The organism is Sporomusaceae bacterium ACPt, from assembly GCA_041428575.1.
Lineage (GTDB): Bacteria > Bacillota > Negativicutes > Sporomusales > Sporomusaceae > Sporomusa_D > Sporomusa_D carbonis.
On the sequence record CP155570.1, the window covers coordinates 3,798,670 to 3,815,182 of the forward strand.

Genomic DNA, 16,513 nt, shown 5'->3' on the forward strand with positions numbered 1-16,513 from the left:
GCTACTCCCCGTTTCGCTGCGCAAATCTGAACTGTTTCAGCAAACGGTCTAAGCGTGTTGCCATACCAGCCAGACTTTCTGCCGATTTCTTGGTTTCGTTAGCTTGGGCGGCCGTATTTATTGAAGCTTGGCTGACTTCAGCAGCGCTGGCCGCTATTTCATTAGAGCTGGCCAGTATTTCCCGGTTGGTCTCGACCACCGTTGCCATCATGGTTGAGGCGCGTTCGGCGTTGCCGGCAACTGAATGAGTCGCCCCGGACATTTCGCCGGTAGAGCGGGCAATATTGGCCACTCCGTCAGCCGCACCGGCGGCGCTTTGAGCGGCCGAACGGCAACTATCGTTTACAGTGACAATATCCTGGACAATAGCATTTACCTTTTGACCTGCAGCTTTCGCCTCTCCCGAAATCGCATTAAGCGTTTCCGACTGGATAGATACAGCATGGCCAATGTTGCCGGTAATATCGGTTATTTCAAAAATTACTTGCGCAATTTTTTCCACAGCCTGGACAGCACTATTCATGTTGGTCTGCATATCTTCAAGTTGTTGACCGATTTCATCAGTAGCCTTAGCGGTACGCCGGGACAACTCTTTTACCTCGCCGGCGACTACGGCAAATCCCTTGCCTGCTTCGCCGGCGCTGGCCGCCTCAATGGTGGCATTAAGCGCCAGCATATTGGTCTGTCCGGCGATATTGCTAATGATATTGACAATCTTATTAATCTTCTTGGAAGATTCGCTTAACTGACTGATAATCCGGTAGGTTTCACCGGCAAATTCTTTGGCCTCCTGCGTAATCTGCATCGACCGTTCACACTTGTTCTTTACTTCTCCCAGCGAGTCATTTATGCCATGCACCGACTCAATCACATTTTCAACACTAGCCGACATATCGGCCGCTGACAGCGAAACATGGTTGGTATTGGTGTAAATGCCATCAATGACTTTACTTACATAGTTAACTTCATCAGCTACTTTTTGCGCCACCATGGCTAAATTAGTAGTTGTAGCCGCCATTTCCTGAACTGCGGCGGCAATATTGGTAATATAGGTTTCGGTTTCATCGGTCGAACGGTTGGCGTCATTGATTTTAGCCAATATTTCTTCTACCGCGCCGCTGGTAATTTCAGCGCGGTTACTGGTAGCGGCGCTGTTTGCCGCCAGTCCTGCCGATATTTCCTGCAGTACAAATACCGCTTGATGCAACTCGCTGCCTACAGCGTTAATTTGTCCCATCATATCGCTGACCCGGGCCACCGATTGGTTTACCGCTCTTGTAAGCATACCTAGTTCATCCTGTGACGTGACCTCGGCGCGAGCAGAAAAATCGCCGTTTTCCACCTTTACTATCAACTGCTCCAAATTCTTCAGCGGTTTTGTTACCATCCGCTGCACTGAGTAGCGGAGCACAACAACTGAACCAAGCAAAAGAATTAAAGTAGCCACAGTAAATATTTTGCCAAGATGTCCTAGCAGGCCCATTGTTTCGTCCACCGGAGCAGTGACTGCCACTACCCACTGATTAGTACCCCTGACCGGTGCAAACGCGATAAACTCTTCTCTGTTACTGTACAGGCTAACGTATTTACTGGTGGCAACCCGGCCTTGAGCTGCTTCCCGGAAAGCCGTTTTAGTCTGTTCGTCCATACCTACGTCAGACAATATATTTTTCTTCATAATATAGCCAGGCTCGGGATGAGTAATAATCAACCCATTGGCCTGAACCAGAAAGGCATAGGCGCCTTTAATCCCGTTTCCCATTTTGAGCCGTTTTTCCAAATTTTCCAGAAGCACAAGGCCGCCGGTCAGACCGGTGGTCCTCCCGCCCTGCTGGATGGGAGCGGCGACAATAATTGCATTTTTTTTGGCGGTACGAGCCAACAGCGGGTCGGAGACATAGGCCTCACCGCTGGCCATAACTGCCTTGAAGTAGTCCCGGTCATTGTTATTGGCCGTCTGATTGGTACTGGTAAAATAATCACCTTTATCATCGCCTATCAAAAGAATTTCATAACCATTCAGGCGCTTGGCCTCAGCGGCAATATAGGAAATCATCTCGTCGCGACCACCTTTGGCCACAATGGGCGATGCGGCTATCGCCGCTACTTCTCCTTTCTTCATATCCAGCCATAACGCCAAGTCTTCCGCAGTGTTATCTGCGCTATCCTGAAGCTGCTTGTTGATATTGCTGACAATAATGTCGCGGGCTGAAATGTAGGCACTTACCGCTAAAGCTGCCAGTGAAACAGTAATTACCAATAAAACTGTAGCCGTTAGCTTAAAATTAATACTGTTGAACCTGGACATATTTATAACCCCTCTTTGCAAAAAAACTGTAACCGGCGTAGTCGTATCATAAAACCGTAGATTTGCCTCTGAGCAATATGGCTATATTCTCAAGTAACGAATTACGGTCCAGCTTAATTTCATATAAATCAAATCCTGCCCTAAGTCCTCGTTCCTTTTGGTCCGGGCGGCTTAACGACGTCAGGGCAACTACCGGCAAATGCCGTAGTTTTTCTTCACTGCGGATGGTGCGGACCAATTCCAGCCCGTTCATTACCGGCATTTCAATGTCACTCACAACAATGTCTACCGGCTGACTATCTAAAATTTTGAGCGCTTCGCGGCCATTCCCGGCAAGCAGCACCTCATATCCCGCCCACTCCAGGTAGCCTTTTATCTTTTTGGCAAAAAATGGCGTATCTTCAACCAAAAGCACTTGTACTTTGCGCCGGAGAGCTGTTCTGCCTGTTTCCGCTTGACGTGCAGCCGGTACGGCAAGTTCCAAAAGTTCGTATATGTTAACTAATAAAACAATCCGGCCCTCAACAATGAGCGAACCGATAATTCCGGTCCCCTGAATAACGCCAGTATCCAAAACAGCGTTCGTCTGAATTACATCAATAATTTCATGCGCAACCAAAGTAACAGGCTGTTTGACCCAACGGGGAATGATGAGATACAAACTATGGCTCTCTTGGTCAATATTTTTAACCGGCAGATACTCTTCCGGCCTGATTACTCTGAGTGACTTGCCGCGAAAATTGATATACTCATATCCGCCAATATCCTCAATAAGCCGGGGCTCAATCTCTTCAATCCTGGCAACCATCCCCAAGTCTAAACCCAGCGTTTCGCCGCCGGAACAGCGGAACAAGAGCAACCGCCGGCCGTCTGACATCTGTTTGGCTCTTTCCGTTGCCAGGGCCTCACTGCGATACTGGGAGAATTCTTCTTCAATTGAAATAATTCCGGCTTTAGTCCGCAGGTTTTCAGTATCCAGAATCATGGCAATCCGCCCATCCCCAAGCACTGTAGCGCCTAAATACCAGTCACACCCTGCAAGTCCATGAGGCAACGGCTTTACCAATATTTCCTCACTGTCTAAAATCCGGTCTACTTCTAACGCAAACCGGCGGTAACCGCTTTTTATCACCAAAAATGAATAGTTGCGGTCAGTCTGACGGAAGTATTCAGTATCCGGGAACCGGCCGGTCTCTTCCAAGCCAACAACCCGTGACAGCCGGACGATGGGTAGCAGTTCGTTCCGTAAATAAAGTGCCGGATGTTCCCGGACAAACTCTACGGTAGTACGGCTTTCCCCTGGCTGCACTAAAACAAATTCCTTGAGATTGGCCTGTGGCAACGCAAATAATTGGCCGGCTGATTGAACGATTATGGTGGCAATAATGGCCAGTGTCAGCGGCATAACCAACCGGAAAGTCGTCCCTGCCCCCGGCTCGGTAATAATCTCAATTTTACCGCCTAACTTTTCTACACTGGTTTTTACCACATCAAGACCAACGCCCCGCCCGGAAATATCACTGACTTTCTCAGCAGTGGAAAATCCTGGATGAAACAACAATGCCAGTATCTGCTGATTGTCCAACAGCCCGATGAGATCAGGCTCAATAATCCGCTGCTGCACCGCCTTACGGACTACTTTCTCGCTGTCAATACCCCGGCCGTCGTCAGACACATCAATAATTACGCGGCCTGCTTCATGGTAGGCTTTAAGCACCAACCGTCCAGCCAATGGTTTGCCCAAATGCCGCCGTTCTTCAGCAGGTTCAAGACCGTGGTCAATGGCATTACGCACTAAATGGGTCAGCGGATCAAGCAGGCCCTCCATGATCGATTTATCAAGTTCGACATTTTCCCCTACGACCGACAAATCGATCTCTTTGCCGGTTTTCCGTCCCAGATCCCGCACAATTCTCGGCATCTTGCTAAATATGTGTGACACTGGCTGCATGCGGGCTTGCATAATCCGTTCCTGCAGCCGCGTAGTCATAAAGTCAATATTACGGGCAACCAACTCCAGATTAGGTAGCTCACGGCCGCCGGCTTCAACGATTTTCAACAACTGGTTACGGCTTAGCACCAGTTCGCCGGCAATATTCAATAGATCATTCAACAGTCCTACCCCAACCCGGATGCTTTCTTCTGCTACTTTTATATTTCGCCGTTCTTCTTTAACCAACTGCGCGCCCCCGGAACCGGGCACAACCGGTGGTATCGAGTCTTCGCCTTTTGGGGGAATCATAACCGGCGGGGAAAAATCAGCAGCCGGTGTAGAGACTAATGGTTCAGGCGGTACTTCAGACACTAACTGGTCCCACATCTCCCAAACATCAGCAGCCTCCTGCGGTATTGGCTCAGGTGAAACAAGAAAAGCCCTAATCTTCGTTAGAGCGCCGCTGATATCAAGGTTAGGACTTAATTCCGGCTGATTTACCATTTGTTTTAACACGTCAAGCACATCAAGCAGCATATCGACAAGTGCCGGCGTAACCGTCAGCTCCCGGTTACGTATTTGATCCAGCAGGTTTTCCAGGGTGTGAGTCAGTTCCACGATGCTAAGCAAATCGAAAAAAGCGGCTGTGCCTTTGATGGTATGTACTGCCCGGAACAAGCGGTTAACTACTTCGTCCTGATCGTTTTTCTGCTCGAGGGCCAGCAGGCAAGCTTCCATATCGGCAACATAATTCTGTGCTTCTTGAACAAAATCATTAAACAGTTTATCGTCATTCACTGCCGGTATACCTCCCGGAACACACAGTTACGAAAGTCAAATTTGACACCATTATCCAAAATCCTTTATTAATTGCAAAATAAAAAGGCTGAATCCAAAAAAACTTTTTGGTTCAACCCATTTATAATAAACTATATCAGGTCATTTTGGCAGCTTGGTGGTCAGCGCGTGGGCAACACTGCGCAATGTCTCCCATTTTTTGCAGAAACAGAACCGGACTTGACGGTTGCCTTTAGACTTTTCAGCATAAAACGATGAACCCGGTACTGTGGCAACACCGGTGAGTTCAATTAGCTTGCGGCTAAAAGCAGTATCATCAGTAATGCCAAGACGTTCCATAATCGCCGATGCATCGGTCAGCACATAGTATGCGCCTTTGGGCATTTCACATGTAAACCCGGCTTCACGGAGAGCCCCCAGAATAAAATCGCGGTACTCGGCATAATGGCTTTTCAGTTCATCGTAATACTCGGGGCCAAAGGTCATGGCTTTGGCGGCAGCGTGTTGGAAGGGAGTCGGTGCACCTACCGTAAAAAAGTCATGTACTTTGCGGATGCGCTGGGTGATGTGAGGAGCGGCAATGGCCCAGCCTACCCGCCACCCGGTTACCGAGTAAGTCTTGGAAATGGAGTTAATCGTTACCGTGCGCTCAGCCATGCCGGGCAGCGAAGCAATCGAAACATGCTCAGCGCCGTCATAAAGAATATGTTCATATATTTCATCCGCCACAGCATAGGTGTCCCATTTAATGCACAACTCGGCAATCTCAGTGAGTTCTTTTCGGGTAAACACTTTACCTGTGGGGTTATTAGGCGTATTGATAATGATGGCTTTGGTTTTTTCATTAAAAGCCGCTGCCAGTTCCTCATACGAATAATGCCAATCAGGTCCGTACAGTGTCACATAGCGTGGCGTAGCCCCTGACAAAATTGAGTCAGGGCCATAGTTTTCATAAAACGGTTCAAAAATGATGATTTCGTCCCCGGGGTTAATCAATGCCTTCAATGTGGCAATCATCGCTTCGGTAGCGCCGCAGGTTACGGTGATATCAGTCCTGGGATCACATTCAATGTTGTTATAGGTACGCACTTTGCGGCTGATGGCTTCTCTAAGTTCAGGCTCACCAAAAGTAACCGGGTACTGGTTATAGCCTGAAGTTATCGCCCATATGGCTGCTTCTTGGATCGGTTTAGGACTTGCAAAGTCGGGAAACCCCTGGGATAGGTTGTAACCCCCCACTTCATCGCAAATTCTGGTCATTTCACGAATGACTGATTCAGAAAAAGTTTCGGTAATTTGGGACAAACTCTTCATTACTCATTTCCTCCCGCGCGTTACGTATTAGTATTGGCGGCCTTCCAGGCCTCTTCCCGGATGAGCCCCATAACTTCGCGTTTAATCCGCATAAAGTCGTCACTAAGTTTTAAGTCAAAGGTGCGCTGATCAGGCAGTGTCACTTCGATTCTGGCTTTAATCCGACCGGGCCGGGCAGTCATGACATAAATAGTATCACCGATAAACACAGCCTCATCGACATCATGAGTGACAAAGAGGATTGTCTTGTGTGATTCATCCCATACATCCAACAGCAGTTCCTGCATGACTGTCCTGGTCTGGGCATCCAATGCGCCAAACGGCTCGTCCATAAGCAGTACTTCCGGATCGTTGGCCAATGCGCGGGCAATGGCTACCCGTTGTTTCATACCGCCCGACAAATCGCGGGGGAAAAAATTTTCAAAACCTTTTAGACCAATTTTTTCGATATAATGGTCTGACACTTCTTTACGGGCGGCTTCATCCTTACCGGCAACATCCAGGCCAAATTCAATGTTTTCCCGCACTGTCAGCCAGGGAAACAGCGTATAGGTCTGAAAAACCATCCCCCGGTCACGCCCCGGTCCGGCTATCTCGCGGCCATCCAGGAGCACCCGGCCGGATGTCGGGGCTTCCAGACCGGCAACAATTTTTAAGATGGTCGATTTCCCGCAGCCGGACGGTCCCAGAATGGTAACAAACTCGCTGGGTTTGACGGTAAAACTGGCTTCAGCCAAAGCGGTAACCTGACGCTCTTTACCGGTAAATACTTTGCTAACGCCGTCAATGATTAATTTATCTCGCACCGAACTTGTCATGCTACCGTCCTCCTTTGCCCATCCACGGGAACATTCTGGCGTATAGCCATTTAAACACCACATCAATAATAATGCCGATGACACCAATGACAATAATGCCGACAATAATATTTCCCGTTTTTAAAAACCGCTGCGATTGCATGATCATATACCCCAGCCCTGAGCCGGCAGCGACGATCTCGGCTACTACCAGATAAGTCCACGCCCAGCCGAAAGCAATTCTCAGCGTATCGACAATCCCGGGCATACTGGCAGGCAGAATAATCCGGCGGAATACTCCCGCGCGCGACACCCCAAGGGTATAGGCCGTATCAATAAGGTCATGGGGCACGTTTTTGGTTACATCCATAATCATAAGTGCCAGCGGGAAAAAGGTGCCGAAAAAAATAACGGCAATTTTCTCACTCTCGCCAATACCCAGCCACAGAATAAACAGCGGTATGAATGCTGAAGCAGGCATATAGCGGATAAAGCTTAACAGCGGTTCGACAAGCGCCTCACATACTTTCAAGCTGCCCATCATGATGCCCAGTGGCACGGCGATGACGGCTGCCAGCAAAAAACCGATAGTAACACGTATGACACTCGCTACAATATCATCAACCAAATTAAAATGGGAAAATAGCAATACACCGTCTTTGACAACCTTGTCCGGTGGCGGCAAAAACATGGGCGGAATAAGGTCGCTGTAAGTTAGCGCCGACCAAACGACTGCCAACAAAACAAAGGTCAATGCGCTTAAAGCAAAGTACAGCGGCGCGGCAATTTCAGCTTTAGGTGTTAAAAGTTTGCACTTGACCATCATGCACCCTCCTTAACCTTAATTTAAACTTAAAGAGGCCGAACAGAAGCAATGCCGCCTCTAACTCGGCCTCTTTATCGGCACATTTATCCGATGACCAAGCCGCTCTAAGACTCCTGCCTATACAAGCGGGAGTTAAGAGCGGCCAAGTCTCTTTTTATTGCTTAACTTTAGTGATAAAAGTATTGTCAATGAACTTATTCAAGTCAGGCGCCTGAGATAATAGCTTGAGCTTTACATAAAAATCGCCTGCCCGTTTGCCAACATCAAAAATGGGGCCGGGGTTTTCTTTGGTACCGTAGAATTGAAGATTGTCTTTCAAGTCATAGAATTTAACGGTTTTGATGTCGGCAGCCACTTCTTCAGGTTTCATCTTGAAAGCATCGGCAAGAATCTTGCTGGTTTCTTCAGGATTTTTATTCATATAGTCAGTCGCTTCGGCCAGCGCGGCAACAACTGCCTGGACGGTGTCCGGGTTGTTTTTAACCATGTCTTCCCGGAAAGCCAATACGTCGGCAATCAGGCCCGGAGTGTCTTTAGTGGTAGCCAGAATGCTGTCACCGGCAGCCACTGCTTTACCCAAATGCGGTTCCCAGGTAACAGCAGCGTCAACTTTACCGGCCATAAATGCCGAAGCGGCTTCACTGGCTTTCATGTCAACCGCTTTGATGTCACTGTCACTCAGTCCGTTTTTCTCCAGCAGGGTGGACAAGAGGAAGTGGGAAGCCGAACCACGGTGGAACGCTACTTCCTTGCCCTTAAGGTCAGCTATTTTTTCAATGCCTTTGCCTTTTTTAACAATTATGCCGTCCGCACCGTTAGAAGCATCAAACGCCCAAACAAATTTCATCGGCACCCCTTCGCCGGCAGCAGATACCGACACGTCCAGCGAAGCAGCCATAGCCTGAATTTTACCGGCTACCAACGCCTGCTTGCGGTCGCCAACCCCTTCAATGGCCTGCAGTTCAACATCGACACCCTTGTTTTTAAACATGCCTTTTTCTTTAGCGACAAACAAAGCGCCATAACCAGTCCAAGGAGTATAGGCAATAATAATAGGTTTCTTCTCGGCTGGCTGAGACGCTGCCTGTTGTGCGGGTTTATTGGCGCCACAGCCGGCAACAACAATAGCCAGCATTGCTGCCAAGAGTAGCAGCGCTACCAGTTTCCTTTGCATAAAATCCCCTCCGCAAATAATAAATATTAAATTTGATTTTTTAACATTTCGCCGCAAGTTATGGAAACTCCTGCTTCTGCCGGCTATAATTTTGTCTTTGTTTTCAGTATATATATGCATTATGTATTATGGTTGCGGACTTTTTTTTACAGGAACAATGCTTCCCCCGTGAGGCATAATACTAACGGTAAAATCCTCGCGGCCCAGCTTGCCGGCCGCCAGCTGCAGCGCCTCTGCCAGCGTAGCGGCAAACAGCATGCCGGCATTTTCTATAAATGCCCTGTTTTCCGGCAGCGATACCACGATCACCGGCAGGTCTTTAGCAATAAACCCCAGCTTCAATGCAACAAATCCTGGCACGGTAAAGGCTTCTCTCAGCGCCATTTCCCGTTCATAAAGCGTATGGTAATCAAACCATTGACTAAAGTCCGGCGGGTCGCCAATCTCCCGGCATTCCATGAGCGCAATCAAGACACCGCCTGGCTTAACAGCTAAGCACGCGTTTTCAATCGTCTTTGACGCCTGATAAAAATTAATGTCCTTAGGATATCCTCCTGCCGAGGCAATGACCACATCGGCGGCTGACGCCACCGGCACACCCGCGATTTCCTCCACCTTACGGCAGCCTGTTAACCACGCTTCCAACCAGTGACCGGCAACAAAAGCGGCAAAATCCCCTTCAGCGGTAAGCACGGCATTAAGCAGAAAAGCCGGATTTACCATAGCAGCTATTTCGAGCATGTCAAGATGCATGTCATTGGTATCCAAATTGCCCTGCCGGCAATTTGGATTTAGTCCCTGGCCGGCCTTAGAACTTAAACACAGCCGGTGGTTGGCCTGGATTGTCGCATAACCGGCCACCCCCGGCAGGATGGCTTTACGGCCGCCGCCAAATCCAGCCATAGAGTGGTAGGTAATACCACCGGTAAGAATGACTTTGTCAGCGCTAACTACATGGCGATTAACATGCACATCAGTCCCCCGGCTCGTCCGGCCAATCGGCACAAAATCGGACGCTTCCGGAGCGTAACTTTGCACAATCTTTACCCGGTCAACAACTTCGGAGCCGTAAGTCAGCACATTTTCTTCAGCCGTATGGCGGCGGTGCGCTCCTAATGCCACTACCAGCGTGATATTACTGTCAGGTATGCCGACCTCATTGAGTTTATTTAGAAGAACAGGTAAAAACAGGTCATGCCGCACCCACTGCCGGGTAATATCGGACGCAACTAGCGCAATCCGGTCTCCAGGGCACATTATGTTGTTAAGCGGCGGACTGCCGGTGGGACTATTAAGTACTGCGCGCACGGCAGCCGGAACATCAGTTATCGGTAATATTTCCCGGCCCTCAATAACACCGGCAAACTGTTCTTCCGGCACACTGGCAGTAATGTCGTGCATGCCGAAGGCCAAAGCAAACTGTCTGGTCATATACCTCTCCGCAATACAATGGGTTAATATACCATATCTATTCTCTCTGGTTTTGCTTTTATCCTTTTTTTATTAAAATAAAATAAAGCAATTAGGGCTGCCGGAAGGCAGCCCGTAAAAAATCAAATATTAGTCGTCGTAATTTTGCGCATAGGCCACCTCAAGCACTTCGTTGGGCAGTTCTTTTTCCCAGCGGGCAACAACAACGGCAGCTACACAGTTACCGATAAGATTACATGCAGTACGGGCCATATCAAGAATACGGTCAACACCCAGGATGATGCCAATACCCTCAACCGGCAGGCCGAAAGCGGCTGCCGTACCGGCGATAACAATAAGCGATGCACCGGGAACGGCGGCAATACCTTTGGTGGACAGCATCAGGGTCAGAACCATGAGAATTTGTTGCGAGATATCAAACGGTATACCATACACCTGCGCGATGAATACTACCGCTAAGGCACTGTACAGGGTTGAACCGTCCAGGTTAAAGGTATAACCGGTAGGTAATACAAAGGTAATAATATGTTTAGGAACACCGAACTTTTCAAGTTTTTCCATGGCAATCGGCAGAGCAGCTTCACTGGAAGCTGTTGAAAAAGCAATAAGAATTGGCTCTCTAAGCGCCCGCAGCAGATGGAAGAAATTTACCCGGATAATCATCGAAGCGCTGAACAGCACCAAGCCGACGAAGGCAACCAGCGCGAAGTACAATGAACCTATAAGCTTAGCCAGCGGAATCAGCATAGCCAGGCCGAATTTACCGACAGTAAAGGCAATAAGGGCAAATACGCCAATCGGCGCAAGCTTCATGACATACCAGGTAAACTTGAACATGATCTCGGCAACGCTGATGCACATGTCTACTACCGGTTTGCCGGTTGCCCCGATAGCAGCAGCCGCTACACCAAAGAAGGTCGAGAACAGGATGATTTGCAGCATGTCCCCACGGGCCATTGCGTCAACAATATTAGTGGGAACAATGTTGACAAGCATTTGCGTCATATCGATAGTCTTTTTGGCAGCAGCGGCGGCAGCGCTGGCATCACCGGCAGTAACGCTAACGCCTACACCAGGCTGGAACACGTTAACAACCAACAGGCCAACAATGAGGGCCAAAGTAGTGGCAATTTCGAACCAGAGGATTGCTTTAACACCCAGCCGGCCAAGTTTTTTGAAATCGCCGGTGCCGGCAATGCCCATAACCAGCGAGCTGAATACCAGCGGCACAACAATCATCTTAATCATCCGGATGAACATGTCGCCAACCGGTTTTAGTTCTACAGCATACTTAGGGAAGGCATAGCCAAAGATAACACCAAGAATAAGACCGATAAAAATCTGCGTCGTCAGGCCCATGCCTTTTTTCGGTTGAGCAGTTTGAGACATAACATATTACCTCCTTCATTTTTTATAAAGAACATTTTTCTGAATTTAATGTAAAGGTTTCTCTATAAAAAACTACAAAAACAGACACAAACTTTCATGCCAAGGTAATATGTATACATAATGCAATAACCCCGCCTAGGCGGGGTTATTCAGCAGCTAAAAACAGCAGTCCTTCGAGAAATTTCTTTATATTGATTTTGCCGCGGTATGAGCCTTTTCCTTGAATAAACGCCATCTCCTGCCTGATCTCCTTAAAATCAAACAATGTGCCGCTGTACATTTGAAATTTATCACTATAATAATCTTCAATGCCGGTATTGGCAACGTTTTGCATGGCTTTGGCAATGGCCCGCCGTACCCGCTGTTCGATTGTCTTTACATCCTGCCCGGCGGCCAGAGATAGTTCCTGATACAGCTCATGCAGTTGATACGTTTTGTCATGTCCGCCTGCCAGGCGTGCATCTACCAGCTCAGCCAACTGGTGAATGTTTTTGGCTCCGGCCTCGCCAATAATCCCCAAATCGGAAAATATCCGGTTAATCCGGTTCTTCTTAACGTTATCATCAGGTTCGGCCAGACGGCTTGCCGGGCTGACATAGCGGGCGGTAGTTTCCGAAATAAGCGACATGACTGCCCTCAACCGGCGACTTTCTTCTACTTTCCGGATGACCGATACAATCTCCAGAACGTTTATCGGCTTGTGGATGTAAAAATCTATACCCATTTGATAGGCTTTGGTTATCATTGTCTGGCTGGTACTCTCAGAAACCATGATAAAAGATGTAGTTACCCCTTTTTCACGAAGTTTTTTAATAAGTTCCACGCCATCCTGGCCAGGCAGCAACAAATCAACAATCGACACTTCCGGCGAGTACTCGGTAATTATTTCCTCAGCTTTAAGGCCGTCGCCGCATTCGGCTACAACTGTTCCTAACTGGTATTTATTGATGATATTGCTGATAATTTTTCGGACACTTACATCGTCCTCAATGATTGCAAACCGCATGATCCTTGTACACTCCCGTCAAATTACCGTTCGATCATCACCCGTTACCGTTCGATCATCACCCGCTCCTAACCAATTGCCGCAAGGTTAGCCAACGGTAAAAACACAGTAAATATTGTTTTCCCTGGCGAAGACGTTACTGTTACCTCTCCCCCCAGCGACTCGGCCAGATTTTTGACATGGCTCAGTCCCAGACCGGTCGACATGCGCCCGGTTATTTCAGAAAACTTGGTTGAATATCCAGGGGCAAATATCAGCTCAATCTCCTCCGGCTTGATACCGGGACCGTTGTCGGCAACAGTAAGCGTTAATCTGCCGCCGCCGCGTCGACCGGCGACGGCAACGACGCCGGCAGGTCCGACAGCTTCAACCGCGTTGGTAATTAAGTTGTCCAGAATTGAGACAATGGCGTAGTACTGGTCAGTAATCAATTCACCGCTGCCGCTATAGTCAAAAGTAATTGTAACAGGCTTGTCCAGACTGCTGAGGTACCGTTTGGTATTCTGTTCGACAATCTGGAAGAATTCGGCCAACGGCAAGCCGTCTTCGCTTTCGGCGACATTGAGAATTTCTTCAATTCCCCGGGTAACACGATAGTAATCTTTTTTTACTTCGTGAATGTCGCGGGCAATAGCCAGCGCCTGGGCTGCAGGCGAATCAGGCTGCGCCAATTCACCGGGGTGGTCGGCATTAAGTTTTTGGTACAAGGTGTAGCCTTTTTCCATAACCAACTCGATATTAGCCGATGATTTTTTTAAATAAAATAATTCGGCTTTAAGTCTGGCAATTATGAGCGTAAGCTCGGCGTAACGGGCGGCATAGTCTTCAGCCAGCACAAAATCGCGATAACGTTTCAATGAATAATAGCCAATGACCGCTAAAATCGAGCGACCAATCCCCATAGCCACCACACTGGTCAAAATGGTTTCCAGACTGCGACCGAACAGCTCCCAACGAATAATAAGCTCGACACAGTTGCTGGCAATATCACAGATGCTTAGGAGCAGTACCAGCGCCGGCATATTGCCGGTATAGTCCCGCACTTTGAGCGCCTTAAACAATACTGCATAGGCAAGATAGTACCCAAAAGCCGGTAGATTATGTATTAGTGTGTCCGTTAGGGCAGCATCAATGAACGGATATTTTACGGCTGTCCTAAATAGCAGCATAAACCCGCCGCTTATCGCAGACACCTTTATGACTGATAAACGTTCAAAATATAAGAGCAGTGTGGCCAGCATTGCCACACTTAGCGTAAAACGGAAGTAACCGTCAAAAGGATGAAAGGATACCAGGCCGGCAATGCTGACCAATAGTATTACTAACGGCATCATACCTTATCAGCTCCGTCCAGCTTATTCCGGCAAACAGTAAGGAACCCGTCCAGTACCCTGGCTGTTAGTCCCCAGATAACAAATCGCTCATACTGATAGAAAAGCACCGGATATTTGGCCCGGCGTCGATAGTCATGGGGGTAGTCAGGCGGCAAAAGCTCAAAGGGGAACCCCGCCTGCGGCTTAGTGGCCATCTCCATTGACGCCATACGTGGCTTGGTATTGAGCAAAAAATCGAGCGGCACGGTAAATACTTCTGCCACCTCATCCGTATTGTGCATTAACGGCAGTTCGGCAGATAAATGTACGGCAAACGGATAGATAATCACGCCAATTGGACTGACAAGAAAATCAAGCGGGCCCAGGACTTCAATGTCGTCCGGCCCAACGCCCAGCTCCTCGGTCGTCTCACGCACAGCGGCAGCCAGCGGACTGGCGTCATCGTCTTCAATGCGCCCGCCCGGGAAACAAATCTCGCCAGGCTGCCAATGCAGCTTGCTTGAACGCACTTCAAACAGCACCGAAGGCTGTCCGGCAACATCAATAAGCGGTACAGTAACAGCCGACTGCAAATAGTCTTCAGCATTGGCGATTGTGCCTGACTGACCGCGCAAAGCGGCAGCCAGCATTTTTTTCACGTTACCAGTGGTAATCATATAATATCACCTTCTACCCAAATGGCCTGATTCTAATCTAATCCCCATAATTATAACAAGCGCAATATTTGTCCTGCAACATGGGCTATAACCCAACCCCAAGCGCAAACACGGCTGTGCTCAGGCGGTATAAACAGTTCAGTGTTTATTATATCACTTAACCTAATAGGCCGTTAGCCATAATATTCCTTAAATACATTATTTTTAAAAAAATCTAGTATACTTAGCAGGAATAAGTTAATCTGCAGCGAATTACTATAATTGATGAAAATATTCACAATATAACAAGTGTATCATGAAGATACCTTAGTCCTGAAGGACTCACTATATCTCATCTAAGGATTCGACCTAAACTTTATACCGCTGAAACAAGGCTACGAAAGCTCTTCCCCGCAGTAATGCAGGGGGTTTCTTAGTAGTCTTTTTTTTATCGGTAATCCTAGCAAAAAATATTTAGGAGTGATTGACAATGCATATGGCAGACGCATTAATTTCCCCGGTAGTCGGAGGGGCCATGTGGGCAACCACAGCCGGAATAGCCACCTACGCAGCCAAAAAGGTGCAACATGACCTTGACGAACGTAAGGTTCCACTGATGGGCGTACTCGGAGCATTTGTTTTTGCTGCCCAAATGATTAATTTCACCATACCTGGGACAGGTTCCAGCGGACATCTGGGCGGCGGACTTCTGCTTGCCATTTTACTGGGACCTCATGCCGCCTTTTTGACGATATCATCCATACTTACAATTCAGGCTCTGTTTTTTGCCGATGGCGGCTTGCTGTCACTAGGCTGCAACATCATTAATATGGGCTTTTTCTCCTGCTATATTGCTTACCCGTTTATTTACAAACCGCTTGTCGGCGGCACCCCCACTCAAAGCCGCTTGTTCCTGGCTTCTATATTAGCGGCAATAATCGGATTACAAATCGGCGCATTCGGCGTAGTACTGGAAACCTTGTTTTCGGGAATTTCCGAACTGCCTTTTTCCACTTTTGTTCTTCTCATGCAGCCCATCCATCTTGCCATTGGCTTTTTTGAAGGATTGATTACGGCAATAGTTGTCTCATTTATTGTGAAAGAATCTCCCGACATTATTAAAAAGGCAGCTATAAATCAGCCTATTGGCGCTGCTCCGGTTAAACGTATTATAGTTATACTGATGATTGCCACCCTCTTTACTGCCGGCGCTTTATCCTGGTTTGCCTCCAGCAATCCTGACGGCCTCGAATGGTCAATCGCCAATGTTATTGGTGAAGAAGAATTAAAAGCCCCGGAAGGAATTCATGGCTTCTTTGCCGAAATTCAAAAAAAGATTGCTTTCCTGCCTGACTATAACTTTAAACATACTGATCAGCCGGCTGAAGCTGAAATCAAAGAAAAAGAAGCTCCCTCCTGGCCATCTGTTGATACCGGCACTTCGGTAGCCGGCATCATTGGTTCCCTACTGACATTAGCCCTGGTTTATTCCATAGGAAAAGGTCTGCAGCATTTTGCCAAATGACAATTGGGTCAAATACGGGATACGGCGTTAACCGTATCCCGTT

The 16,513-nt window shown here is 48.1% G+C and carries 12 protein-coding genes; 1 reads left to right on the forward strand and 11 read right to left on the reverse strand.

The genetic code is table 11. The features are described from left to right. Position 1: 1 nt before the first annotated feature. The 11 genes from SCACP_RS19405 to SCACP_RS19455 all read right to left on the reverse strand — a co-directional run bounded on the left by SCACP_RS19405 (position 2) and on the right by SCACP_RS19455 (position 14,966). Positions 2–2,308 carry a methyl-accepting chemotaxis protein gene (locus SCACP_RS19405; RefSeq protein ID WP_425059133.1) on the reverse strand — a complete coding sequence of 769 codons (2,307 nt, stop codon included), beginning with the start codon at positions 2,306–2,308 and terminating at the stop codon, positions 2–4. Between the two features lie 46 nt (positions 2,309–2,354). Beyond that, positions 2,355–5,039: a chemotaxis protein CheW gene (locus tag SCACP_RS19410; RefSeq protein WP_425059134.1), complete on the reverse strand. Its 2,685-nt coding sequence runs from the start codon at positions 5,037–5,039 to the stop codon at positions 2,355–2,357. Positions 5,040–5,180: 141 nt separating this feature from the next. After that, the gene (locus tag SCACP_RS19415; protein ID WP_425059135.1) at positions 5,181–6,353 is read right to left on the reverse strand and encodes a pyridoxal phosphate-dependent aminotransferase; all 1,173 of its coding nucleotides are present in this window, start codon (positions 6,351–6,353) and stop codon (positions 5,181–5,183) included. A gap of 20 nt (positions 6,354–6,373) precedes the next feature. Next, positions 6,374–7,171, reverse strand: coding sequence for an ABC transporter ATP-binding protein (locus SCACP_RS19420; RefSeq protein WP_425059136.1), 798 nt, complete (start codon positions 7,169–7,171; stop codon positions 6,374–6,376). 1 nt (position 7,172) lies between these two features. Next, a complete protein-coding gene (locus SCACP_RS19425) occupies positions 7,173–7,976 on the reverse strand; it encodes an ABC transporter permease (RefSeq protein WP_425059137.1) in 804 nt (267 codons plus the stop codon). Between the two features lie 154 nt (positions 7,977–8,130). Beyond that, complete coding sequence (locus SCACP_RS19430) at positions 8,131–9,150, reverse strand: ABC transporter substrate-binding protein (RefSeq protein WP_425059138.1); 1,020 nt, start codon at positions 9,148–9,150, stop codon at positions 8,131–8,133. Positions 9,151–9,276: 126 nt separating this feature from the next. After that, entirely contained in the window at positions 9,277–10,581 is a 1,305-nt protein-coding gene (gene larA / locus SCACP_RS19435) for a nickel-dependent lactate racemase (protein WP_425059139.1), read from the reverse strand. A gap of 129 nt (positions 10,582–10,710) precedes the next feature. After that, a complete protein-coding gene (locus SCACP_RS19440; RefSeq protein ID WP_425059140.1) occupies positions 10,711–11,970 on the reverse strand; it encodes a dicarboxylate/amino acid:cation symporter in 1,260 nt (419 codons plus the stop codon). Between the two features lie 145 nt (positions 11,971–12,115). After that, on the reverse strand, positions 12,116–12,976 hold the full coding sequence (locus SCACP_RS19445; RefSeq protein WP_425059141.1) for a response regulator: 861 nt from the start codon (positions 12,974–12,976) through the stop codon (positions 12,116–12,118). A 68-nt stretch (positions 12,977–13,044) separates the two neighbouring features. Then, positions 13,045–14,310, reverse strand: coding sequence for a sensor histidine kinase (locus SCACP_RS19450; RefSeq protein ID WP_425059142.1), 1,266 nt, complete (start codon positions 14,308–14,310; stop codon positions 13,045–13,047). Continuing rightward, positions 14,307–14,966 carry an NUDIX hydrolase gene (locus SCACP_RS19455; RefSeq protein ID WP_425059143.1) on the reverse strand — a complete coding sequence of 220 codons (660 nt, stop codon included), beginning with the start codon at positions 14,964–14,966 and terminating at the stop codon, positions 14,307–14,309. The genes SCACP_RS19450 and SCACP_RS19455 overlap by 4 nt, the downstream gene beginning before the upstream one ends. A gap of 469 nt (positions 14,967–15,435) precedes the next feature. Between SCACP_RS19455 and SCACP_RS19460 the strand changes: the two genes are divergently transcribed. Then, positions 15,436–16,470: an energy-coupling factor ABC transporter permease gene (locus SCACP_RS19460; protein ID WP_425059144.1), complete on the forward strand. Its 1,035-nt coding sequence runs from the start codon at positions 15,436–15,438 to the stop codon at positions 16,468–16,470. Positions 16,471–16,513: the final 43 nt, after the last annotated feature.

What these genes read in the sequence shown, in the direction of transcription:
- SCACP_RS19460 (WP_425059144.1), top strand. Translation starts at nt 15,436, where the DNA reads ATGCATATGGCAGACGCATTAATTTCCCCGGTAGTCGGAGGGGCCATG.
- SCACP_RS19445 (WP_425059141.1), bottom strand. Translation starts at nt 12,976, where the DNA reads ATGCGGTTTGCAATCATTGAGGACGATGTAAGTGTCCGAAAAATTATC.
- larA (WP_425059139.1), bottom strand. Translation starts at nt 10,581, where the DNA reads ATGACCAGACAGTTTGCTTTGGCCTTCGGCATGCACGACATTACTGCC.
- SCACP_RS19405 (WP_425059133.1), bottom strand. Translation starts at nt 2,308, where the DNA reads ATGTCCAGGTTCAACAGTATTAATTTTAAGCTAACGGCTACAGTTTTA.
- SCACP_RS19455 (WP_425059143.1), bottom strand. Translation starts at nt 14,966, where the DNA reads ATGATTACCACTGGTAACGTGAAAAAAATGCTGGCTGCCGCTTTGCGC.
- SCACP_RS19415 (WP_425059135.1), bottom strand. Translation starts at nt 6,353, where the DNA reads ATGAAGAGTTTGTCCCAAATTACCGAAACTTTTTCTGAATCAGTCATT.
- SCACP_RS19425 (WP_425059137.1), bottom strand. Translation starts at nt 7,976, where the DNA reads ATGATGGTCAAGTGCAAACTTTTAACACCTAAAGCTGAAATTGCCGCG.
- SCACP_RS19430 (WP_425059138.1), bottom strand. Translation starts at nt 9,150, where the DNA reads ATGCAAAGGAAACTGGTAGCGCTGCTACTCTTGGCAGCAATGCTGGCT.
- SCACP_RS19440 (WP_425059140.1), bottom strand. Translation starts at nt 11,970, where the DNA reads ATGTCTCAAACTGCTCAACCGAAAAAAGGCATGGGCCTGACGACGCAG.
- SCACP_RS19450 (WP_425059142.1), bottom strand. Translation starts at nt 14,310, where the DNA reads ATGATGCCGTTAGTAATACTATTGGTCAGCATTGCCGGCCTGGTATCC.
- SCACP_RS19420 (WP_425059136.1), bottom strand. Translation starts at nt 7,171, where the DNA reads ATGACAAGTTCGGTGCGAGATAAATTAATCATTGACGGCGTTAGCAAA.